At 75.2% G+C, this 22623-nt stretch carries 13 protein-coding genes; 8 read left to right on the top strand and 5 right to left on the bottom strand.

Annotated elements, in window-relative coordinates:
- Positions 1-80 precede the first annotated feature (80 nt).
- The 6 genes from ACFVX9_RS05935 to ACFVX9_RS05910 all read left to right on the top strand — a co-directional run bounded on the left by ACFVX9_RS05935 (position 81) and on the right by ACFVX9_RS05910 (position 13735).
- Positions 81-938: a DUF4132 domain-containing protein gene (locus ACFVX9_RS05935; RefSeq protein WP_387980599.1), complete on the top strand. Its 858-nt coding sequence runs from the start codon at positions 81-83 to the stop codon at positions 936-938.
- On the top strand, positions 935-6088 hold the full coding sequence (locus ACFVX9_RS05930; protein WP_387980597.1) for a hypothetical protein: 5154 nt from the start codon (positions 935-937) through the stop codon (positions 6086-6088). Before ACFVX9_RS05935 ends, ACFVX9_RS05930 begins: the two co-directional genes overlap by 4 nt.
- Entirely contained in the window at positions 6085-7299 is a 1215-nt protein-coding gene (locus ACFVX9_RS05925; RefSeq protein ID WP_387980595.1) for an AAA family ATPase, read from the top strand. The genes ACFVX9_RS05930 and ACFVX9_RS05925 overlap by 4 nt, the downstream gene beginning before the upstream one ends.
- 4 nt (positions 7300-7303) lie before the next feature.
- Positions 7304-11152, top strand: a complete 3849-nt coding sequence (locus tag ACFVX9_RS05920; RefSeq protein WP_387980593.1) for a DUF5682 family protein — start codon at positions 7304-7306, stop codon at positions 11150-11152.
- Entirely contained in the window at positions 11149-13155 is a 2007-nt protein-coding gene (locus tag ACFVX9_RS05915; RefSeq protein ID WP_387980591.1) for a hypothetical protein, read from the top strand. The genes ACFVX9_RS05920 and ACFVX9_RS05915 overlap by 4 nt, the downstream gene beginning before the upstream one ends.
- A gap of 100 nt (positions 13156-13255) precedes the next feature.
- Positions 13256-13735 (top strand): MarR family winged helix-turn-helix transcriptional regulator, encoded by a 480-nt coding sequence (locus tag ACFVX9_RS05910; protein WP_387980589.1) that lies wholly within the window; start codon positions 13256-13258, stop codon positions 13733-13735.
- Between the two features lie 83 nt (positions 13736-13818).
- Here ACFVX9_RS05910 and ACFVX9_RS05905 read toward each other — a convergent pair whose 3' ends face one another.
- The 5 genes from ACFVX9_RS05905 to ACFVX9_RS05885 form a co-directional block, all read right to left on the bottom strand.
- Positions 13819-14394 carry an ATP/GTP-binding protein gene (locus tag ACFVX9_RS05905; protein WP_063349857.1) on the bottom strand — a complete coding sequence of 192 codons (576 nt, stop codon included), beginning with the start codon at positions 14392-14394 and terminating at the stop codon, positions 13819-13821.
- 53 nt (positions 14395-14447) lie between these two features.
- On the bottom strand, positions 14448-14828 hold the full coding sequence (locus tag ACFVX9_RS05900; protein ID WP_063349858.1) for a DUF742 domain-containing protein: 381 nt from the start codon (positions 14826-14828) through the stop codon (positions 14448-14450).
- Positions 14825-15256, bottom strand: a complete 432-nt coding sequence (locus ACFVX9_RS05895) for a roadblock/LC7 domain-containing protein (RefSeq protein ID WP_350874986.1) — start codon at positions 15254-15256, stop codon at positions 14825-14827. The genes ACFVX9_RS05900 and ACFVX9_RS05895 overlap by 4 nt, the downstream gene beginning before the upstream one ends.
- Complete coding sequence (locus tag ACFVX9_RS05890; protein WP_387980586.1) at positions 15253-17415, bottom strand: ATP-binding protein; 2163 nt, start codon at positions 17413-17415, stop codon at positions 15253-15255. The genes ACFVX9_RS05895 and ACFVX9_RS05890 overlap by 4 nt, the downstream gene beginning before the upstream one ends.
- Positions 17416-17890: 475 nt before the next feature.
- Positions 17891-19159: an acyl-CoA dehydrogenase family protein gene (locus ACFVX9_RS05885; protein ID WP_380369123.1), complete on the bottom strand. Its 1269-nt coding sequence runs from the start codon at positions 19157-19159 to the stop codon at positions 17891-17893.
- Positions 19160-19585: 426 nt separating this feature from the next.
- On the opposite strand from ACFVX9_RS05885, the gene ACFVX9_RS05880 reads away from it, so the two are divergent.
- Together ACFVX9_RS05880 and ACFVX9_RS05875 are read left to right on the top strand one after the other, a co-directional pair.
- Positions 19586-20659 carry a GAF domain-containing protein gene (locus ACFVX9_RS05880; protein WP_380336013.1) on the top strand — a complete coding sequence of 358 codons (1074 nt, stop codon included), beginning with the start codon at positions 19586-19588 and terminating at the stop codon, positions 20657-20659.
- A gap of 227 nt (positions 20660-20886) precedes the next feature.
- Positions 20887-22476 carry a lipase maturation factor family protein gene (locus ACFVX9_RS05875; RefSeq protein ID WP_387980702.1) on the top strand — a complete coding sequence of 530 codons (1590 nt, stop codon included), beginning with the start codon at positions 20887-20889 and terminating at the stop codon, positions 22474-22476.
- Positions 22477-22623: the final 147 nt, after the last annotated feature.

Below are 22623 nucleotides of genomic sequence, written 5' to 3'. Positions count from 1 at the left end.
CGGCCTCCCCGGCCGCCGCTTTGTCAGTGGGCCTCGCTACGTTCCTCGCATCGCTGACCGGCAGGTGGGAGGAGACGTCCGTGGCATGGGTGGAAACAGGCGCGGGAGGGTACCGCGTCGCGCTCGACGGGGAGGGCAAGGTGGTCTGCCGCAACGCGGCGGGCCGCGAGCTGAAGTCCCTGCCGTCGAAGCTCGGTGACGATCCGGTGGTCGCCCAGCTCAGGCAGCTCGCCGAGTGGCTGGCCGCGCACGAGCGGCGCTGCCAGGAGGACGTCGAGCGGTGGATGGTGCGCTCGCTGCCGGTGCCCGCCGCCGTGCTGACCGCGGTCTGGGCGGACGAGGCCTGGCAGGCCGTCCTGCGCGACCTGGTGGTCACCGGCCCGGACGGCGCCGTCGCCGGCTTCCTGCGCGGTGCGGACGCCGAGCGCGGGCTCGGCCTGGTGGACCTGGACGGCGACACCGTCCGGCTCACCGACGGCGAGATCCTGATACCCCACCCCGTGCTGCTCCCGGACCTCGACGACCTGCGCGAGTTCGCCGTCGAGCTCGGCGTCTCCCAGCGCGTGCCGCAGCTCTACCGGGAGGTCTGGCACCGGCCGGACGAACGGCCGGCCGGCACCGAGGTCACCACCTACGCCGGCGGCCGCTACCGGGAACTGCGCGAACTGCTCGGGCGCTGCGCCCGGCTCGGCCACCGGGTGCGCGGCGGCTCCGCCGTCCAGCCCGTGGTGGAGGCGGGGCGCACCGTCGAGGCCCGCGTCTGGGTGGGCGACTACTACGAGTACGACGCCTGCGAGACGGGCGCGCTCAGCTGGGCGGGCCCGGACGGCCGGGTGCTGCCGCTCGCCGAGGTCGGCCCGATCGCCTGGTCCGAGGGCATGCGGATGGCCGCCGCACTGTACGCAGGCCGCACCATCGAAGGGGAGGACGCCGCATGACCGCCACCGGACTCGACCAGAGGGCCGTTCAGGACGCCGACCGGACGGCCGCCCAGGACGCCGGGCCGCACGAGCGGCTGCTCGACGCGGGGGCCGTGCTCCCGCCCGGCACCCTGCCCGGCGTCGGCCGCCCCGACAGCGCCGCCGACGTGCTCACCGCCCGCGCCTACACCCACCCCGCGCTCGACGGGCGCCGGATCGTCCGGCTGGTCCCCGGCGCGCTCGGACCGGCCGAGGACCTCGCCGTCGACTTCCTCGGGCTCGTCCCCGACGGCACGCCCGCCGAGGTCGGCCAGGTCCGCCAGGAGGCGCTCGGCTTCCCCGCCTGGGCGCTGGTCCACGACCCGGCCAACGGGCACCACGCGCTCGCCCTGGTCAAGGAGATGGAACGGCTCTCCCGCCAGGCCCGGTCCAAGCCCGGCACCGCCAAGGACGGGTTCGAGGCGCTCGCCGCCCGCCTCGGCCGCGCCGTGCCGCACTTCCTGCCCACCTTCTGCGAGGAGGTCGGCCGGATCTTCCTCGCCCACGGCAACCAGACCTACGCCGCCGGCTACTTCGGCAAGGCCCGCGAGGCCGAGCGCACCTACCGCCTGACGGTCGACGAGGAGCGGCTGCGCGCCGTCTTCCTGGAGTTCGCCCTGGCCGGCGCGCTCACCGTCAAGTCCCTGCGCCAGTACGTCAAGGAGCTCGCCGAACGGCTCGACGCGCTGACCGCCTGGCAGCGCTTCCGCCAGCTCTGCACCGAGCGCTCCGCCGCCGGCATGGCCCCCTACGCCGGGGTCGCCGAGGACGCCCGCGCACTGATCAAGGCCGCCGGGCTGGACCGCGCCGAGCACGAACAGGCGCTGCTCGCCGAACTGCTGGCCGGCCCGGGCGCCAACCGGGCGCCCGGGGCGTTCTGGAAGTCCTGGCACGGCCCCCTGACCGAACTCGGCCGGCGCGACCAGGCGGTCCGGGCCCGCCTGCTGGAGCTGATGCCCGACCCGGCCGGCACCGACGCCGCCGTGAACGACACCGCCTGGCTCGTCCTGCTCGCCGAGACCGGGGCCGAGCAACTGCTCACCGGCCCGCGCGCCGAGGGCGCCGAGCCCGCCGCCGCGTGGCTCCAGCGCTGGTGCCACCACCTCGGGCGCGGCTGGCGCTCCCGGCCCAGCTGCGCCGCCACCGTCGCCCTGGCCGGCCGGATGGCCGAGCGGCTGCGGGCCGACGGTGTCCCGGTGGACCTGTACACCGACGTCCGCCGCAGCCAGACCCAACTCGACCTGCTGGACCGGCTGCTCGCCGACGGCGTGCCCGTCGCCGACCCGTCGGCCACCCTCCGGTTCGACCTCAAGGACTGGGTCGACCAGTGCGGCCCCGACAGCGCCGGCCTCGCGGCCGTCGCCGCCGACCCGCGGTTCCGGCCCGTCCTGCGCGCCGCGACCCCGCCCGCCTGGGAGACCGCCGTCAAGCGGCAGGTGCCCGCACTGCCGCTGCTGCGCCGCCTGTTCGAGGAGTGGGCCGAACTCCGGACCGACGAGCTGACCGCCGCTCGCGGCCTGGCCGGCGCCGCCGACCTGGTGAGCTCGCTGAGCCCGTACCGCACCGCCGTGCGGGCCGTCGCCCCGGCCGCCGCCGAGCGGATCGCCGCCCTCGACGTCACCGCCCTGCTCGCCGGGGCGCTCGGCGCCGGCATCCTCGACGAACTCGGCTGGCCGGCCCTGGAAGAGGCCCTGGCCAAGCTCGCCGACCCGGCCGACCCCGCCAAGCCCGTGGACCCTGCGGACCTTGCCGGCGCCGACTCCGCCGGCCCGGACTCCGAGCCGCAGGACACCCCCGGCCTCAACGGCGGGCGCCTCACCGGCCTGATCGTCGAGGACGCCTGGCCGTACCTGATCCTCGCCCGCCACGACCAGGCCGTCGTGGTCGGCCCGCAGGGCGTCCTACTGGAGCACACCCTGCGCCTGCCCCCGGCGAAGGAGCGCTGGAACCAGCCCCGGCTGCGCCTCGTCGACGGCGAACTCCTCGTCGCCTGGTACCAGGACGGAAAGCAGCACGCCTACTGGTCCAGCCGGCCCGGCGAGGTCGTCGAACTCACCGGCGAGACCATCGCCGGCTACCACTACGGCGACCGGGATCCCGAGCCCCCCTCCCTCCCGCTGCCCGGCGGCGGCCGCACCACCGGCGAACGCCCGCTGCACCCCGGCGACACCCGGATGCCCGCCGAACACCGCGTCCTCGGCGACGGCACCGGCCACTGGACAGTGCGCTACGGCCAGGACGGCGCCGTCCTGCGCGAACTCGACCCGCACACCGGCGCCCTCGGCCGCGCCGCCGAACCACCGGTGATCGCCGCCACCGCGGCCGCCGGCCGACTGACCCTCACTCGCACCCGACTGCTGCCGCTCCAGCCCGGCCTGGAGCAGACGCCGCTCGGCACCGACGGCACCGTGCTCGGCAGCTGGGTCCGGGTCGACCTCGACCGCGCCGTCACCACCACCACCGCCGACGGGCAGGCCATCGTCCTGCCGATCACCGACGGCCACCCGGACCACGTCCCGGTCGGCCGCCTCACCCTCCCCGGCCGGGCCCAACCGGTCGTCACCGAGGCGCAGCGCGACGGCCTCGCCCTCACCCTGCCCGACCTGGCCGCCGAGACCGACCGCACCATCGACCTGCGCCCCTGCCGCCCGGGGGACTTCGCCGCCGCCGGCACCGCGCTCGTCCCCCCGCTCGACCACTGGCACGCCCTGCGGCCCCGCGACGAGGCGGGCTCACGCGTCCTGCGGGCCGTCGACACCGAGCAGGCGGCCCGCCTGATCGACGCCGCCTGGCCGACCGACAGCCGGCCCGTGCCCGAGGACGAGCAGCGCTGGATCACCGCCCAGGGCGTCCGACGCCCGCTGGCCCAGTCCGGTGGCGCCCGCCGCGCCCTGCCCGTTCAGGCGGTCGGCACCGTCCTGCCCGGCATCAGCCACCCGCTGCTGCTCGCCGGGGTCGCCGGGCTCGCCCGCACCGCCGCCGACCTGCTCGACCGGATCGCCCGGTTCGTCCCGCAGCCGGAGGCCGAGAAGCCGTCCAAGGCCGAGGCCGCCGAGTACCGGCCCGAGCACGGCCGCGACCACGAACTGCGCGAGGCCGTCACCACCCTCCTGCCCGACGTCGCCTGCTTCGGCCCCAACTGGGGCGGCGGAGACCGGTGGCGGGTGCTCAACAACCTGCGCGCCGTCACCGCCGTCCTGGCAGACCCGCCGGCCGCCACCGGCGAGGGCTGGAGCACCCCGGCCACCGTCACCCTGCAATACGGCGGCACCCACCACGGCTGGCTGCACCTGCTCGGCCGTCTCGACACCCTCGCCTACGCGGTGGCCGCCCCGCTCACCGAACCGGCCCACCGCTCCAGCCTCGTGCTGCTCCTCGGCGAACTGACCGAGGGAGTGCTCGCCGACCGCGGCGCCACCCTGCGCGAGATCGTCCTCGGCGAACCCGCCGACCGCGCCAACCGCCACCAGCCCGCCGTCCCCCGCGAGGGGCAGGTGCTGCGCCACGGCGACCGCACCGTCGTCATCCTCGGCCACCGCCGGCACCACGAGGGCACCGAGCAGTGGTACGCCGTCGACCACGACCCGAGCGGCGCGTTCGGGCCCGTCGCCCACTTCACCACCGTCAAGGAACGCGGCACCGAGGAGCGGGTCGGCGCCGCCTGGATCGCCGCGTTCCGGCAGGCGGCCGCGCTGCACGGAGGCGCCCCCTGGCAGCTCGACCGCGCCACCGCCTTCGGCGGGCTCACCGGGATCGGCGCCGCCCGCGCCGCCCTGCTGCTCAGCCCGCCGCCCGGGCTCTTCCAGTGGCACAGCGCCGTGCTGCCCGCCGACCGGCTCGCCGAGTACGGCCTCAAGTCCACCGAGGCCAAGGCCGCCCGGGACTGGCTGCGCGGCCGCGACCGGGACGCCCTCGCCGACGTCTGGGGCGCCCTGCTGCCCGCCGACCCGAAGACCCTCTGGACGGAGGGCCCCGACCTCGACGCCGGCGCCGCCGCCTGGATCCGGCACTTCGGCCGGCTCGTCACCCTCCCCGAGGCCGCCCAGGCCACCGTCAAGGGCGCGCAGATCGAACACATCGAGGCGGTGCTCAACCCCGCACAGACCCCCTGGCTGACCGGCACCACGGCCTTCCGGCTCAGCGACGGCGGCGGGTCCACCCCCCAGCTGCTCGCAGAGGACCAGAGCGCCGCACCCGCCTCCGGCGACCTCGGCCGCGCCGTCGACGCCCTGCGCTGGCTCGCCTACCACCTGCCCGCCGACAGCCCGCTGCGCCCGCTGCTGCCCGCGGCCGCCGCCGCGCTGCGAAGCCGCCTCGCCGACCCCGACCTGCTGCTCGACTTCCACCTCGTCCACACCACCAAGGGCGCCTCGATGTCGGCCGTCCTGCGCACCCACTTCGGCCTGCCGGCCGCGGGCGGAGCCGACCCGAACGGACTGGTCGACTGCGGCCCGGCCCTCGTCCTGACGCCCTACCACGACGAGTACGAGCGGGTCTGGCTGCGCCCGGCCGGGCTCACCGGCCCCGACGACCCGGTGCTCGAACTGCTCGGCGGGCTGGGGGCCAGCTACTGGCTGGAAACTGAGCGGGGCGCCATCGAGGCCGTCCTGCGCGGCGAAGTGGAGCGCCTGGCAGCCGCCACCACCGAGGCGGTGGTGGCCGCCGACGGCCAGACCTGGCTACAGCACCCGCAGCTCACCGTCCCCGACCTGGTCGCCGAGGCGGCCCGGGCCCACGGCCTCGGCGAGGACGCCGCGGTGCTCTACCTCCAACTGCTGGCCCTGCCCGACCCCACCGACCGCAACGTCGCCCGCTGGACGGGCTGGAAGCCGGCCAGGCTCAAGCGCGCCCGCGTCGAACTCGCCGCCACCGACCTGGTGCTGGAGGCCAAGCGGGCCCGGGCCGGCCGCACCCTCTTCCTGCCCGGCGGCTGGCAGGAGGCCAAGGCCCCCGCGCTGCCCGCCGAGACCTGGAAGGCCGCCCTCTACGAACTGCCCACCCACCGCGTCCCGCTGCCCCACCTGCCCGTCCCGGAGCTGTTCGCCCGGGCCTGGCAGCGGACCCTCGACGGCGACGCCCCCGGCTACGAAGAGCTCCAGACCAGCAAGCGCAGGAAGGCCCGCCGATGAGCACCACGCCGATGAGCGCCACGCCGACGAACAGCACACCGACGGGCAGCACACCGACAGGCAACCCGAAGGCGAGCGCCGACACCGCCCCCGCGAGCCGGCAGATCATCCCGCCCGAGGAGAAGCACGCCGCCGAACTGGAGTTCCTGGCCGCGTACGACAGCGGCCCGCGCCCGCCCGGCTGGCGGCTCACCCCGCGCGCCGTCGTCACCTTCGTCATGGGCAGCGACGGCGAGAAGCTCAAGGCCGGCCGCCGCAGCCTCGCCATCGAGCAGAAGTTCGTCGGCGAGCGCGCCCTCGTCGAACGCTGCGTCGTCACCCTCGCCGGGGAGCGCGGCCTGCTGCTCGTCGGCGAGCCCGGCACCGCCAAGTCCATGCTCTCCGAACTGCTCGCCGCCGCCGTCTGCGGCACCAGCGCGCTCACCGTCCAGGGCACCGCCGGTACCACCGAGGACCAGCTCAAGTACGGCTGGAACTACGCTCTCCTGCTCGCCAAGGGGCCCAGCCGGGACGCCCTGGTGCCGTCCCCGGTGCTCACCGCGATGACCACCGGGGCGGTGGCCCGCGTCGAGGAGGTGACCCGCTGCCTGCCCGAGGTGCAGGACGCGCTGGTCTCCCTGCTCTCCGAACGGCGGCTCTCCGTACCCGAGTTGGCCGGCACCCCGGACGGACAGCTGCACGCCGCCGCCGGCTTCACCCTGATCGCCACCGCCAACCTGAGGGACAAGGGTGTCAGCGAGATGTCCGCGGCGCTCAAGCGGCGGTTCAACTTCGAGACGGTCGGCCCGATCGCCAGCCTCGCCGCCGAGGTCGAACTCGTCCGCCGGCAGTCGACCGTCGCCGTCGCCCGCGCCGGAGCCCCCTACGCGGTGGACGACGCCGTCCTGGAGGCCCTCGTCACCGCCTTCCGCGACCTGCGAACCGGCCGCTCCACCGAAGGCTGGGACGTCGAGCGCCCGTCCACCGTGATGAGCACCGCAGAAGCCGTCTCGGTCGCCACCGCGCTCGGTGTCACCGCCGCCTACCTGCCCGACGGCGGCGACCTGCTCGGCCGCCTCCCCGGCCAACTCATCGGCGTCGTCCGCAAGGACGACCCGGCCGACGCCGCCCGGCTGCTCGGCTACTGGGACGGGCCGGTCCGCCGGCGCGCCGAACAGGGCGCCGGCACCTGGCGCACCCTGTGGGACCTCCGCTCGGCCCTGGAGGCATGAGGCAATGACCAGCACGGTGACGCCCGCCCCGGCCGGCCCCGATCACCCGGCCGGCCCCGATCACCCGGCCGGCCCCGACCACCAGGCCGGCCCCGACCGTCCGCTCGGCCCCGACCACCTGGACGGCCTGGACGACCCGCGCCCGGCCGTCCGGGCCGCGGCCGAGCGGCTGGCCGCCTCCGGCACCGGCCGGTCCGGGCCCTACCTGATCGGCGTGCGGCACCACGCGCCGTCGCTCAGCGCGGTCCTCCCCGCGCTGCTCGACGCCGTCAAGCCCGAGGTGGTGCTGGTCGAACTCCCCGCCGAGTTCCAGCCCTGGCTCGGCTGGCTGGCGGACGAGGACACCCAGGCCCCCGTCGCCCTCGCGGCCGCCCCGGCCGGCCGCGAGGGCGGCCGGGGCCCCGCCGCCGACTCCGGCCCAGGTCGACTCGCCTTCTACCCGTTCGCCGACTTCTCCCCGGAGCTGGTCGCCCTGCGCTGGGCCCGGCGCAACGGCGTCGAGACACTCGCCTGCGACCTCCCGCTCGCCCACCGCACCACGCCCCACGAGGAACAACAGCCCGCCCCCAGCGCCCCCGGTGTCGCCGACGCGCTGCGCCACCGCCTCACCGGGCGCGATTCCGACGACGACCTGTGGGACCGCCTCGTCGAGACCGCAGCCCCCGGCTCCACCCCCGACGCCGTCCGGCGCGCCGCCCTGCTGGTCGGCTGGGCGCTGCGCCGCGACGCCGAGACCGGCCCCGGCGTCGACCCGTACGACCTGCGGCGCGAAGCCTGGATGCGTGCCCGGATCCGGGCCGCGGCGGCCGACGGGCGCCGGGTCGCCGCCGTCGTCGGCGCCTTCCACGCGCCCGCCCTGCTCGACGGGCCCGCCGCCACCGAGGAACCGCCGCACCCGGACCACCTCGGGCACGCCCTCTCCCTGATCCCCTACACCTACCCGCTGCTCGACGCCCGCTCCGGCTATCCGGCGGGCATCCGCGATCCCGAGTGGCAGCACACCGTCCTCGACGCCGGCGGCGACCCCGACCGCCTCACCCGGGCCCTCACCACCACCGCCGTCCGGATCTGCGAAGCACTGCGCAGCCAGGACCACCCCTCCGGCCCGGCCGACGCCCGCGAGATCGTCCGCCTCGCCGGAGACCTCGCCCGCCTGCGCGGCCACGCCGCCCCCGGCCGCGGCGAACTCGTCGAAGCCGTCCAGACCGTCCTCGCCCAAGGCGAACCCCTCGGCCGCGGCCGGGCCGTCGCCCGCGCCCTCGAACGCGTCCTGGTCGGCACCCGAACCGGCCGCGCCACCCCCGCGGCCCCGCGCAGCGGGCTCGCCCCCGCCGTCGAAACCCTCCTCGCCGACCTCGGCCTCCCCGGCCCCGCCGACCCCGAGCCCCGCGAACTCCGCCTCGATCCGCTGCGCACCCCCCTCGACCGCCGCCGCGAGATCCTCCTCCACCGCCTCACCGCCTGCGGGGTCCCCTACGCCGACCCCGTCACCACCACCGGCGCGGGCGGCACCGAAGCCATCGGCACGCGCTGGCGCCTCCACTGGACCCCGGCCACTGCCGCCATGCTCACCGTCGCGGGCGCCCGAGGCGTGACCCCCGCGCAGGCCGCCGAAGGCACCCTGCGCGAACGCCTCCGCCGTGAACAGCAGGCCGACGGCCCCACCGCCCGCGAGGTCCTCCAAGGCCTCACCGACGCGGCCGCCTGCGGCCTCCCGGCCCTCGCGGACACCCGCCTCACCCAACTCGCCACCGTCCTCCCGTCCTCCGGCACCCTCCCCGAACTCCTCGACGCCCTGGCCCTCCTCGACCGCCTCACCGCCGGCCACCTCCCGGGCTACCCCCCACCCGACACCCGCGACACCCCCGACACCCCTGACACCCCCGACACCCCCGGCGCCCCCGGGGCTCCCGCGCCGTCGCCCGACCTGGGCGCCGCCCCCGGCGGGTCCGCCGAGCCCGGCCGGCAGGAGCCGGCGCACCTCGCCGCGTTCCCCGACGGCTCCGCGCCGTTGCCCGGTGCGGGCGGGGCGTCGGCCGGGCCGACGGGGCGGTTGGGGGCGGTGGGCGAGGTGTTGACCGCGGCGGCCGTGCGGCAGTTGGAGGGGTTGGGCGGGTCGGACGATCCGGCGGATGCGCGGGCGCTGGTGGAGCTGGCGCGGCGGGCGGATCTGGACGGCGGGTTGCGGCTGGGGCACGTGCTGGCCGAACTCGCGGACCGGGGGAGTCCGTTGGTGCGAGGCGCAGCCGGAGCGGTGCGGGTGCTGCTGGGGCGGGAGCGGGCGGAGGCGCTGGGCGGGCGGGCGGCTTCGTGGGTGGACGGGGCGACCGGCCCGGAGGCCCGGCACGCGCTCGGGCGGGGGCTGGTCGGCCTGCTGACGGCGGCGGAGGGCCTGTTCGCCACCGCGCCGGAGGCGCTGGAGCCCGTGCTGGAGCGGATCACCTCGCTGCCCGACGCCGCCTTCCTGGACCGGCTGCCGGCGTTGCGCGGGGGCTTCGACACGCTCAGCCCGGCCGCCCGGGACCGGTTGCTGGTCCTGGTCGAGGAACGCCTGGGCACCCGGCTCGCGGGCCTGCCCGAGGAGGTCCCGCCGGCGGTGGTGGCCGGCTGGGTCCGCGCGGATCTGGCCGCCCGCGCGGCGCTGGCCCGGCGTGGCCTGCTGTCGGCGCCCGGGGGCGATCCGGCGCCCGAGCCACCGCACCGCGTCGAGCCGCTCCCTTCCGTGCCCGTCGCCACGCGGCACGCCCTCGCCCCGGCCGAGCGCTGGCGGCTGCTCCTCGGCCGCCCCGGCAGCGGTGGCCTGAGCGGGCGGTGCGCCCGACTCGCCACCGCCCTGGACGAGTTGTACGGCAGCGGGCGAGGCGAGGGCTCCGGCCCGGGCCTGGACGGGCGGTCCGGGCGGGGCGGCCGCGAGGCGCCCTTCCCGGGGGTGCGGGAGTGGGCCGAGGAACTGTCGGCGCTGTTCGGGCCGGGCGTCCGGGAGGAGGTGCTGGCGGCCGCCGTGGCGCAGGGCCGGACGGACGTCCTGGAGGCGATCGAGCCGGGTGCCGTCCGCCCGTCGGTCGACTTGCTGCGCACGGTGTTGGAGCATGCGGGCGGCCTGCCGGAGGCGAGGGTGGCGCGGCTGCGTCCGCTGGTGCGGCGTCTGGTGGACGAGTTGACGCGCGCGTTGGCGACCAGGCTGCGTCCGGCGCTGACCGGGATCAGCGTGCCGCGGCCGACGCGTCGGCCGGGTGGCGGACTGGACCTGGACCGGACCATTCGCGCCAATCTCGCCACGGCCCGCCCGTCGGGGGACGGCGGCACACTCATCGTGCCCGAGCGTCCGGTGTTCCGGACCAGGGCCCGGCAGGCGGCCGACTGGCGGCTGATCCTGGTCGTGGACGTCTCCGGGTCGATGGAGGCGTCGACGGTCTGGGCGGCGCTGACGGCGTCGATCCTGGCCGGGGTGCCTTCGCTGAGCACCCACTTCGTGGCGTTCTCCACCGAGATCGTCGACCTGACCGAGCGGGTGGAGGATCCGCTGAGTGTGCTGCTGGAGGTGCGGATCGGTGGTGGCACCAGCATCGCGGGCGGGCTGCGGTATGCGCGGAAGCTGGTGACGGTGCCGTCCCGGACGCTGGTCGTGGTGGTCAGCGACTTCGAGGAGGGCGGCCCGGTGGGCGGGTTGCTGGCCCAGACCCGGGCACTGGTGGATTCCGGTGTGCACCTGCTCGGCTGCGCCGCGCTGGACGACACGGGGACGGCCCGCTATTCGAAGGCGGTCGCGGGCCAGTTGGTCGCGGCCGGTATGCCCGTGGCGGCGTTGAGTCCGCTGGAACTGGCCCGCTGGGTGGGGGAGAAGGTGCGATGAGCGTGGCGGAGCGGACGAGCGGCTGGCCGGCGGTCCGGCCGGAGGTGGTCGCGGAGGTGGTGGCCGGGTTGAGCGCCCGGTTGCAGAAGCGGCTGGACGGCGCGGCGGCGAAGCTGGCGGAGCGGCCGGTGACCCGTTGCGGTGACGAGTGGCGGGTGGAGGTGGACGAGGAGACGGCGCTCGTGCTGCACGCCCCGGGCGCGGTGGTCGCGGATGCGGCCGGCGTCCGCTGCGGCTGCCTGCTGGCCCCGGCCTGCGTGCACCGGGCCGCTGCGGTCATGCTCTGCCCGTTGGCCGAGCTGGCCGATCTGGCGGAGGAGCCCGAGGAGCCCGAGGAGGTCGCGCCGACCGAGGCGGCCCCAGCGCCCTCGGAGGAGCCGCAGGAGCGACGGGAGCCACGGGAGTCACAGAAGTCACAGGAGGCGCAGCCCGAGGCCGGGCCCACCCCGGTGGAGGTGGCGGCGGCCCGCCACCTCCACCGGGCCGGGTGTGCCGTGCTGGCCGCCGGGGTGAGCGGCGCGGGGGCGGTCGCGCAGGCCGAGTTGCTGCGGGCGGCCCACCGGGCGCGGCTGGCGGGGTTGTACCGCCCGGCGGCTGCGGCGGTCGTGGTGGTGACGAGGGTGCGCGCGGCCCGGTCCGGGGCGCCGGAGCACCGGCTGGCGGACCTGGTGGCCGGTCTGCGCGAGCTGCTGGACCTCACCACCGCCCTGAGCACCGGCTCCGGCCCGGTCGCCGAGCTGCGCGGCACCGCCCGCCAGGCGTACGGCGAGGAGGGCGGCTTGCGGCTGTACGGGCTGTTCACCGAGCCGGTGCTGACGGCCACGCATGCGGGGGTGGTGAGTTGGGCGGTGGACGCCGGGGGCCGGCTCAGCACGGTGGCCGAGGTGATGCCGCACGGTGACGCGGCGGCCGCCGCCCCGCAGGCGGTCGGGGCGGGCAACCGGACGGTCCGGCTGGGGGAGGCCCCGCTCAGCCACCGGGAGTTCAGCCGTGCCGGGCTGGCCGTCCAGGGCGCCACCCGGTCCGCCGCCGGGCGGCTGGGCGCGGGTGCTTCCGTCCGGGCGGTCCGGGCGGCGGGCGCGGCGTGGACGGCGGAGCCGGTGGCCGCGCTCTGGGCCGAACCGGCGGCCGCCCAGGTGGCGCGGGCGCTCGCGGCGGAGTCGCTGCCGTACGAGGGCCGCCCGGCCGGGAGCGACCTGCTGTTCCTGGACGTGACTCTGCTGGGCCCGGCTCCGGTCGGCCCGGGCGGGGTGCCGAGGCTGCTGGCGCGCTGCGAGGGCGGTGCCGATGGTGTCGACGGCGGCTTGGTGGTCGGTCTGTGCACGGGGCACGAGCACCCGGGGCTGGCCTTCCGGGCGAACCTCGCACTGCTCGCCACCGCGCCCGGCCTGCGGCTGCGGGTGATCGGCCGTCTGGAGCGATCGGACCGTCCGGAGCTTCGCCTGCTCGCGATCGGCACACCCCCGGAGCCCTCGACGGCCCCCGAGGACCCCGGCCTTCCCTCGCTCGCCGTCCCCGCGGACCGGGCCGACCGGGTCAATCTCGGCCTCGAACGCCTCCAGACCGCCGACCTCCAGGCTGCCGACCTTCAGACCACCAACCTCCGGACCGCCGCCCCCACCGATGCCGTGCCCGGTTTTCCGGTCGGTCTCCCGAGCGAGGCCCCGTACGGTCCGCCCGTCCACGTGCTCGGCCGCCGGGTCGAGCAGGCGGTCACCACCGGGCGCCATGCCCTGGCCCCGAGCGCGGCCACGGCGGCCGCCGACGGGAGCCTGCTGCGCGCCGCCGGGCTGGTGACGGCCGCCGAGCTCCTGGACGCCCTGCGGGCTGCCGCGGCCGACCGGCGCCGCGACGTGTTCGGCCGGGTTGTCCCGGACGACCACGACGCCTTCGCCGGGTCCTGGCTGGCGGCCGCCTCCTACACGGAGGAACTGGCCGCCGCGCTCTGCGCCGCCGCCTGGGCCGGGGAGCTCGCCATGGACCGGCATCGAGGGGAGGTATAAGGAAAACTATTTGCACAGACAGCTAATCCGCGCCGGCTGGCATACTTGTCCCAGGGAAGACGTCACGAGACGTGCAGGGAAGTGGAAGGGAAGGCGAGCGATGGGTATCCGCGACGACGCGGCCGAGGTCCGGGCCCGTGGCTGGCGGACTCTCGCCGCGCTGCACGGGCTGATCGACGCGGCGCTGGAGAAGGCGTTGCAGGCGGAGCACCGGCTCTCGGTGGTCGAGTACACGGTGCTGGACGCCCTGTCGCGGCAGGACGGGTGGCACATGCGGATGCAGCAGCTGGCCCGCGCCGCGGCGCTGAGCAGCAGCGCGACGACCCGCCTGGTGACCAGGCTGGAGGACCGTGGGCTGCTCAGCCGCTACCTCTGCGCCGACGACCGGCGCGGGATCTACACCGAGCTGACGCCGGAGGGCCGCACCCTGCTGACGGCCGCCCGCCCGGTGCACGACGCCACCCTGGAGGCGACCCTGGCGCAGGCCGCCGAGGTGCCGGAGCTGGCGCCGCTGGTCCACGCCCTCTCCGGACTCGACGACCCGGCCGGGCTCACCGGCCGCACCCCGACCAACGCCTGAACCCCGACCCCGACCCCGGCCCCGACCCCGACCCCGACATCAAGTCCGGCGCCACCCCCGGCGACCCCGCACGGCCCGGACGCTCAACGCCGCCCGGCGGACAGGGCGTTGCGGTGCACCTGGTCGAGCAGGGCGAGCAGCAGTTCCTTGCTGGACGCCCGCTCCCGCACGTCGCAGAGCACGATCGGGACCTCGGGGCCGAGGTCGAGGGCGCGCCGGACGTCCTCGGGGCTGGCGTCGCGGCGGCCGTGGAAGCAGTTGACGCCGATCGCGAACGGGATGCCGCGCTGCTCGAAGAAGTCCACGGCGGCGAAGCTGGATTCGAGCCGCCGGGTGTCGGCGAGGACGATCGCCCCGAGGGCGCCGAGCGCGAGGTCGTCCCACATGAACCAGAACCGGAACTGGCCGGGTGTGCCGAACAGGTAGAGCACCAGGTCCTCGCGGACGGTGATCCGCCCGAAGTCCATCGCCACGGTGGTGGTGGACTTGCCCTGGACGCCGTCGAGGCTGTCGACCCCGATGCTGGCGCGGGTCATCCGCTCCTCGGTCTGCAGCGGTTCGATCTCGCTGACCGAGCCGACCATGGTGGTCTTGCCGACGCCGAAGCCGCCGGCGACGAGGATCTTGACCGCGCCCGGCACCAGGCTCTGGGTCGTCAATTCGGGTCTCCTGGAGTGGGACTGAGAGGTGCGGGGCGGTCGGGTCCGCCGGGTCAGAGCCGGCGGACGCCCTCGATCACGGCCTGGATCAGCGAGATGTCCGGCGCCTCGGCGAGCTGGACCGGGGCGCGGGTGAGGATCAGCCGGGCCTCGGCGAGGTCGTCGAGCAGCACCTTGACGACGCTGACGGGCAGGTCGAGGGTGGCCGCGATCTCGGCCACGGCCAGCGGGCGTTCGCGGCACAGGTCGAGGATCGCGGCCGGTTCGGGCGTGAGCCGGCTGGTGTCGGTACGCGGGTCGGAGGTGACCACCAGGGTGATCAGCGCGAATCCGTCACGGACCGGGCCGGTGCGCCCGTTGGTGATCGCGTAGGGGCGGACCAGATGGCCTGCGTCCTTGTCGTAGAACCAGGCCTCCTCGGCGTCGGCGGTCACGCACCGCCACCCGCGCCGGCCTGGCCTGCGTCGCTGCGCGGTGCCGCGGTGAGGTACTGGCCGACCTGCTTGACCAGCATGTTGATCTCGTAGGCCATCAGCCCGGCGTCCACCTGCTCGCTGGTGAGGACGGCGAGCCGGGCGCCCTGCCCGGCGGTGGTGACGAACAGGAACAGCTGGTCCATCTCGACCACGGTCTGCCGGACCCGGCCGCCGTTGAAGCGGTGGCCGGCGCCGCGGGCGAGGCTCTGCAGACCGGAGGCGACGGCGGAGAGGTGTTCGGCGTCGGCCCGGTCGAGGCCCTGGGACGTGCCGACCAGCAGGCCGTCCTCGGAGAGGACGATGGCGTGCCGGGTCTCGGGTACCCGCGCCACCAGCTGGTCCAGCAGCCAGTTGAGGTCGCGCTGGGTGTCGGTGTGCTGCGTCATCGCTGCTGTTCCTTGGCTTCCTGAACGGCGGAGGCCTCCCAGGCGGCGGAAGGTGCGGCCGGGAGGTGGGGCGCGGCGGGCGCCTGGGGGGCGGTGGGGGTGGTCGGCGCGTCGGGGTCGGCCGCGCGGGCGGTCCGGGTGCCGCGCTGGATGGCGGCCATGGTGGTGCGGGAGCGCTGTGGCGACGGGTCGTCGGCCCTGGCGGCCCGGGTTCCTCCGGTGGCCCCGGTTTGTCCGGCGGCCCCGGTTTGTCCGGTGGCTCCGGTGGCTCCGTGCCAGGGCCCGGCCGGGGGCGGCGGGCCGACCACGGGGGGCAGCATGGCGCCGGGAGCGTGGGCCTCGCGGAGCTGCTCGGCGAGGCTGGCGTTGCGGACCCGCTGCGGCAGGACCCGCGGGGTGCGCAGTTCGCCGTGCGGGCCGTGGTCCGAGTGCTCCTCCTGGGCGGGTCCGTGCGCGGGCGCAGGAGGCTCGGCGGTGGCACCGTCGAAGGGCCCGGTCGTGGGCCCGGCCGTGGTTCCGGCCGGCACGTCCGCAGCACGGCCGTCGGCCGTCGGCCCACCGGGCGGGATGTCGGACGGGACCTCGTACGGGCGCGGGAAGACGGGCCGGGGGACGACCACGGCCCCGGGCAGACCGGGTATCTCGGCGCCGACCGGCAGACCGCCGTTGGCCGGGCCGGGGGCGGTTCCCTCGGCCGGGCCGCCGTCCAGGGGGTACTGGGCGAGCAGTTCGCCGATGATCACACCGCTGCCACCCGCACCAGGAACACCGGGCACCCCGGGACCACCAGGCACCACCAGGCCACTGGCCACACCACCAACCCCGGGCCCGCCGGGCGCACCCGGTTCGGCCCCGGGCGCCGGAGCGCCCGGCCCGGTGCCGATCAGCCCGCCGAGCATTCCGGCGAGCGCGCCGGTCGGCCCCCCGTCCGGACCGCCGGGGTCGTTGCCGCCCGCCGCCCGCACGGGCTCGGGGACAGGGGTCCGGGTGACCCGCGCGCCGGACGGCAGTCCGGCCATGGCGGCCGGCTGTTCGGCCTGCTCCAGCAGCACCGACGGCACCAGCACCACGGCCCGGGTGCCGCCGTAGGGCGAGGGCCGCAGGGTGACCTGGATGTCGTGCCGGGCGGCCAGCCGTGCGACGACGAACAGGCCGAGGCGCAGGTCGTCGCCGAGGGCGGAGACGTCCAGCTCGGGTGGGTTGGCCAGGTAGTCGTTGAGCCGCTCGTACTCGTCCTCGCCCATGCCGAGGCCGCGGTCCTCGACCTCGACCGCCAGGCCCTTGGGGACTTCCTGCGCGGAGACCTGCACCTGGGTGTACGGCGGGGAGAAGGTGGTGCCGTTCTCGATGAGTTCGGCGATCAGGTGGATGACGTCGGCGACGGCCTGTCCGCTGAGTGAGGCGCGCGGCACGCCCTGGACGACGACGCGGGCGTAGTTCTCGGTCTCGGAGACGGCGCTGCGCAGCACGTTGACCATGGGCACGGCGTTGCGCCAGCGCCGGGCGGGCAGGGCACCACCGAGGATGACGAGGTTCTCGGCGTTGCGCCGCATCCGGGTGGCGAGGTGGTCGACCGCGAACAGTTCGCGCAGCAGCTCGGGTTCCTCGTGCTCGCGCTCCAGGGCGTCGAGCATGCTGATCTGTCGGTGGATCAGGATCTGGGTGCGGCGGGCGATGTTGAGGAAGACCTTCTTCGTCCCCTCGCGGCCCTGGGCCTGGTGGATGATGGCGGCGACGGCGGCCTGGCGGACGGCGGCGAGGCCGTCGGAGGTCTGCTGGACCTCGTCGCCGGTCCGGCGGGACGGTGACCAGGCGGGCGGTGTGGGCACGGGCTCCCCGGCGCGCAGCCGTCCGACGACCTCGGGGATCTCGTCCTGGGCGAGCGAGAGGGTGTCGGTGCGCAGTGCGCCGAGGCGGGCGGACAGGGCCCGCGCGGTCCGGATGCCGTGGGCCAGGCTGATCAGCAGGACCAGGGCGACGACGGCGCTTCCGGCGATCAGGGCGGTGCGGTGTTCGGTGCCGCGCAGCAGGTAGGCGGCGTAGCCCCAGGCGGCGGCGAGGCCCAGGCTGGGCACCAGTACGAGGGCGAGGAGCGAGCTGCGGAGCGAGCCGGACCGGCCGGCGCGGTGGGCCGTGCGGGGGGCCGATATGCCTGGCATCTGATTCCTTGTTGCAGGGCCGAGTCGCTGGGCCGGCCTGTACGCGGTCCGGCCGGGGCTTCAGGGCGCCACGGCCGGGGTGGCCGGACGGGGTGACGCGGTGTCATCGTCCGGGCGGGGGTGCAGCACGGCCGCCGACGGCAGGAACGCTATCAGTCCCAGGTGCCCTCATCGCAACATCAACTGACGATCTGTGGACGGGTGGTGACGATGGTGGAGGAGTCCGGGGGGAGTGTCCGCCGGCGGAAAGTCGCAGCTCACGTCGGTCGCGGGTGGCACGTGGACGGCGCGCGGACGGCGCGTGGACGGCTCTCCGGGGGCCGGGAGAACCTCCCGGAGAGTCGTCAGGAACAGGTCAAGTCGCCACCGTGCCGAACGTCCGCCCTCTCGGTTCGGGTGCCCGGCCCCGAGGGTGCCCGGCCCCGAGGGTGCCCGGCTCCGAGGGCGTCCGGCCCCGAGGGCGCGCAGTACCGATTCAGCCCGCCAGCGGTATCGGTACCACCTGCCCGCCCCCGATGGCCTGCAGCTCCACCGCGGCCTCCCGCTGGGACAGTTCGCTCCACGCCCAGCTCGCCAGGTCGGACAGCTCCGCCGACCACTGCTTGCCGTAGGTGCCGGAGGCGACCTGCCCGAGCCGCAGCCGCTGGACGTCCGAGGTCCCGGCCGGCGGGTAGACGTGGGTGGCGTCGCGCAGGTAGCGCTCGATGCTGAACTCGGCTTGCAGGCCCCGGGCGGCGTGGATCTCCATGGCGTTGCGCGCGGAGTCCAGCGCGTACTCGGTGTTGATGAGTTTGGCGTTCATCAGCTCGGCGTCGCAGGCCTTGCCGTGGTCGAGCAGGTGCGAGGCGTGGTAGGCGGCCAACTTGGCCGTCATCAGCCTGGACTGCATCTCGCCGAGCTTCAGCGCGATGTTGGGCAGTCGGTTGATCGGCTTGCCGTAGAGCACCCGCTCCTCGGCGAAGCGCGCGGTGTCCTGGACGATCGCGGTGTGGATCCCGAGCGCGACGGCGGCGAGGTTGAGCCGGCCGTAGAGGGTGGAGGAGGAGTAGGCGACGTCCAGGCCCTGGCCCTCCAGGCCCAGCCGGTTGCCGACGGGGATGCGGCAGTCCTCGAAGACGATCTCGCCGAAGCTGAAGCCGTGCAGGCCGCTCTGCGAGCCGAGTTCGCCGACGCGGAAGCCGGGGCGCTCGCTCTCGACCAGGAACGCGGACAGGCCCCTGCTGCCCTCGCCGGTGCGGAAGACCACGCCGTGCACGTCGCCGATGTGGGAGTTGCCGACGAACCACTTGCGGCCGTTGAGCACGTACTGGTCGCCCTCGCGGCGGGCGGTGCCGGACATGCCGAGCACGTGGCCGCCGCACTCCGGTTCCGTGACGGCGATGGTCGGCAGCGACTCGCCGGAGGCGAACCTCGGCAGCCACTTGCGCCGTTGGGCGTCCGAGCCGAAGTGGATGACCTTGGCGACTCCGAGCTGTGAGGCCTGCGCCATCGCACCCATGGCGCCGCTGATCCGGGCGAGTTCCTCCACGATGATGGTCTTGGCGAGGTGCCCCAGTCCCAGTCCGCCGAATTCGCGCGGAATGGTCACCCCGATCCAGCCCCGCCGGGCGATCTCCCGCGACAGTTCGAACTCGACGGTCCGTTCGGCCTCCATTCGGGCCACGTGCGGGCGTACCTCCTTCTCCGCGAACTCCCGGACCTCCGCTCGGAGACTCTCGTGGCGCTCGTCGGTGAAGTAGTCCATCGCCATGCTGGGGTCCTCTCTTGTCAGTGGATGTGCCGTGCCTCCGTCCGTGCTGTCGAAGTCGCTCCAGCCGCTCCCCGGGAATGAGTGGGGGTTCGAGGTGGTGGCGGCCGACTGCCCCTTTGCAATCGGTGCATGCGGAACTCGGGGCGTCCTCCCCGGGGTTGGGAACGCCGCCCGTGTCTTCGGCAGGGCTCATTGTCGTATGGGCCTCCTGTGCTGACCCAGAGTCGATCTTGGATTGGCGGAAATCGGCCCGTCCTTACGCTGAGGAGTTTTGCCATGGCTCTGAGTGGGAAGTGATCTTGCCCCGCCGTGGCAACCTGCTGAGCGGCCGCTCACATGCGGCTTTGACTGTCCATCAGCAACGGTGATGAGCCGGACCGGGAGCACCGAACCGCCCGGATGTCTGATTACATGTGCGCCATGACTGATGTGATGAGCACTCAAGGCCAGTTCCCGGGTGCCGCCGGGGAGTCCGAGCGGACCCGCAGGCTGCGCAGCCTTGGTCTCAACGAACCGTCCGCGGACGAGGCCTTCGACCGCTTCGCCCACCTGGCCGCCAGCATCACCCGCGCTCCCATCGCGATGGTCAACTTCATCAACGACGAGCGCCAGATGTTCCGGGGGCTCTACATTCCGCCAAACTCGAACGACGTCGCGGTCGATGAAGGCGCTTCCTGGGCCGATCGGGGCATCGCCTTCGACCTTCCCACCCGTCAGATGCCGCTGAGTCACGGCTTCTGCCCGCATGTCGTCGCCCAGCGGTCCCCCCTCGCGCTCGACGACATCCTCGCCTACCCCCGGTTCTCCGGAAACCCGGTCGTCGACGAACTGGGCGTGCGCGCCTACCTCGGCGCCCCGCTCGTCGACGACACCAACACCGTCATCGGCACCGTCTGCGTCCTCGACCGGGAACCCCGGCAGTGGGGGCGCGAGCGGCTGCGCGACATCCAGCACCTCGCCGAGGCACTGCTCTCCGAGATCCGGCTGCGCGACAACCTGCTCGCCCAGCAGCAGGAGATGTTCGCCGCCTTCGACGGCTCCCCGTTCCCCATCATGCTGACCGACGGCCCCGGTCAGGAGATCCGCTACGCCAACGCCCAGCACGCCGACACCTTCGGCGCCCCGGTGGCGTACGGCGCGATCGGCCTGGCCTACCCGCAGCTCGGCGCCGCCGGCCTCCAGCAGGTCATCGTCGAGGCCTACCACACCGGGCGCAGCACCGTCCTCAACGACGTCCGGATCCAGTCAGGCCGCCCCGACGTCCAGCGCGGCCAGCAGATCTTCAGTTTCACCTGCACCCCGCTGCGGGCCGCACGCACCGGCCAGGTCAACGGTGTCCTCACCGTCGGCATGGACGTCACCGCGCAGTCCCGCACGGAGGAGGAACTCGGCACGCTGGCCGCCCTGCTGGTCGACCGGCTCCAACAGAACGGTGCCACCCCCGTCGGCCGCCCGGGCATCGCCGGGGAGTCCGGTCTCGTCCTGCCGAGCTGAGCCGCCGACCCGCCGTCCGCGTGCGGCGTCGCCGTCCCCCTCCGCACCACTGCTCGTCGATCCGTACCACCGCGCACCACCCACCACCGTGGCGGGGCGCCTCTCACCCCCGAGGAGAGGCTCCCCGCCACGGTGCCGTCCGGGGGCGGGCCCGAGCGGGTGAACCGTCCCCGCCCGCGCCCCGGCCGCGTCCCGCCCGGCGGCCGCCGATGGTAGGCATGGGCCGCATGGACTGGTTCGCCGCCCCCGACTACTGGTTGAGCCGACTGCTCGTCCAACGCCTGCTCGCAGGCCTCTACCTGATCGGATTCCTCGCCGCCGCCGCACAGTTCCGCGCCCTCATCGGCAGCGACGGCATGCTGCCGGTGCCCCGCTTCACCGCCCGGGTCCCGTTCCGCCACTCGCCCGGACTGTTCCACCTCCACTACAGCGACCGCTTCTTCGCCGCCGTCGCCTGGAGCGGCGCCGCGCTCGCCGCCGCCGTGACCGCCGGACTCGGTGACGCCGTCCCGCTCTGGGCGTCCGTCCTGCTGTGGGCGGTGCTCTGGGGGCTCTACCTCTCGATCGTCAACGTCGGACAGACCTGGTACTCCTTCGGCTGGGAGTCGCTGCTGCTCGAAGCGGGCTTCCTCGCCGCCTTCCTCGGCAACGCCGACACCGCCCCGCCCACCCTGGTGCTCTGGCTGATGCGCTGGCTGGCCTTCCGGGTCGAGTTCGGCGCCGGACTGATCAAACTGCGCGGCGACCGCTGCTGGCGCGACCTCACCTGCCTGCGCTACCACCACGAGACCCAGCCCATGCCCGGACCGCTCAGCTGGTTCTTCCACCACCTGCCCGACCCGCTGCACCGCGTCGAGGTCGCCGCCAACCACTTCGTCCAACTCGTCGTCCCCGTCGGCCTCCTCCTCCCGCAGCCGGTCGCGAGCTACGCCGCCTGCACCGTCGTCGCCACCCAGCTGTGGCTGATCGCCTCGGGCAACTTCGCCTGGCTCAACTGGCTCACCATCACGCTCGCCCTCGCCGCCGTCGACCCGGCCCGCGTCGGACTGCCCGTCCACGCCCGCGTCCACCCCGCCACGCCCGTCTGGTTCGATGCGCTGGTGATCGCCCTGACCGCGGCCGTCGCCGTCCTGAGCTACTGGCCGGTCCGCAACCTCGTCTCCCGCCGCCAGGCCATGAACCGCTCCTTCAACCGGCTGCACCTCGTCAACACCTACGGCGCCTTCGGCAGTATCAGCCGCATCCGCCAGGAAGTCGTCGTCGAAGGCACCGACGAACCGACCCTCACCCCGCACACCGTCTGGCACGAGTACGGCTTCAAGGGCAAACCCGGCGACGTGCGCCGTCTCCCGCGCCAGTACGCCCCCTACCACCTGCGGCTCGACTGGCTGATGTGGTTCGCCGGCATCTCACCCGCCTACGCCCGCCCCTGGTTCCTGCCCTTCATCGCCCGCCTGCTCGCCGGCGATCCCGCGACCCTTCGCCTGCTGCGCCACAACCCCTTTCCCGGCACCCCGCCGACCCACGTCCGGGCGACCCTCTACCTCTACCGGTTCACCAGTTGGCGCGAACTGCGGGAAACCGGCGCATGGTGGCACCGCACCGCGCTCCACGAGTACCTCGCGCCGGTCGACCTCACCACCCTCGGCCGCGCCGGATACCGCCCACCCCTCGGCCGACGGCTCCGCACCGTCCCGCTGGACCGGCCGCGGCGGCCCGGGGCCCGCCCGGAGAGCCCGCCCGCCCGGCCCGACGGCCGTGGGCCCCAGTACCCGTCCGGCCCAACGCCCCACCACCCGTGCGGCCCTCCCGGGTAGCGGCCAGGCGGGGGGTATGGCACACGACACCCGCCCGTCGGGCGGTGGGTGCGTGCAAGGCTCGAACGGGCACCCGTATTCTGGGCGTCCACAACCGGCGGCCCGCCCGCGCGCCCCCCAGCCCCGCCCCCGGGGCACCCCGCGCAA

Origin of the sequence: Kitasatospora sp. NPDC058243 (assembly GCF_042882025.1) — a bacterium.
GTDB lineage: Bacteria > Actinomycetota > Actinomycetes > Streptomycetales > Streptomycetaceae > Kitasatospora.
The sequence above is the reverse complement of the archived record's forward strand: the minus strand, read 5'-3'. Positions and strand labels throughout refer to the sequence as shown.

What these genes read in the sequence shown, in the direction of transcription:
- ACFVX9_RS05930 (WP_387980597.1), top strand. Translation starts at nt 935, where the DNA reads ATGACCGCCACCGGACTCGACCAGAGGGCCGTTCAGGACGCCGACCGG.
- ACFVX9_RS05895 (WP_350874986.1), bottom strand. Translation starts at nt 15,256, where the DNA reads ATGACGCAGCACACCGACACCCAGCGCGACCTCAACTGGCTGCTGGAC.
- ACFVX9_RS05910 (WP_387980589.1), top strand. Translation starts at nt 13,256, where the DNA reads ATGGGTATCCGCGACGACGCGGCCGAGGTCCGGGCCCGTGGCTGGCGG.
- ACFVX9_RS05885 (WP_380369123.1), bottom strand. Translation starts at nt 19,159, where the DNA reads ATGGACTACTTCACCGACGAGCGCCACGAGAGTCTCCGAGCGGAGGTC.
- ACFVX9_RS05880 (WP_380336013.1), top strand. Translation starts at nt 19,586, where the DNA reads ATGACTGATGTGATGAGCACTCAAGGCCAGTTCCCGGGTGCCGCCGGG.
- ACFVX9_RS05925 (WP_387980595.1), top strand. Translation starts at nt 6,085, where the DNA reads ATGAGCACCACGCCGATGAGCGCCACGCCGACGAACAGCACACCGACG.
- ACFVX9_RS05915 (WP_387980591.1), top strand. Translation starts at nt 11,149, where the DNA reads ATGAGCGTGGCGGAGCGGACGAGCGGCTGGCCGGCGGTCCGGCCGGAG.
- ACFVX9_RS05920 (WP_387980593.1), top strand. Translation starts at nt 7,304, where the DNA reads ATGACCAGCACGGTGACGCCCGCCCCGGCCGGCCCCGATCACCCGGCC.
- ACFVX9_RS05890 (WP_387980586.1), bottom strand. Translation starts at nt 17,415, where the DNA reads ATGCCAGGCATATCGGCCCCCCGCACGGCCCACCGCGCCGGCCGGTCC.
- ACFVX9_RS05875 (WP_387980702.1), top strand. Translation starts at nt 20,887, where the DNA reads ATGGACTGGTTCGCCGCCCCCGACTACTGGTTGAGCCGACTGCTCGTC.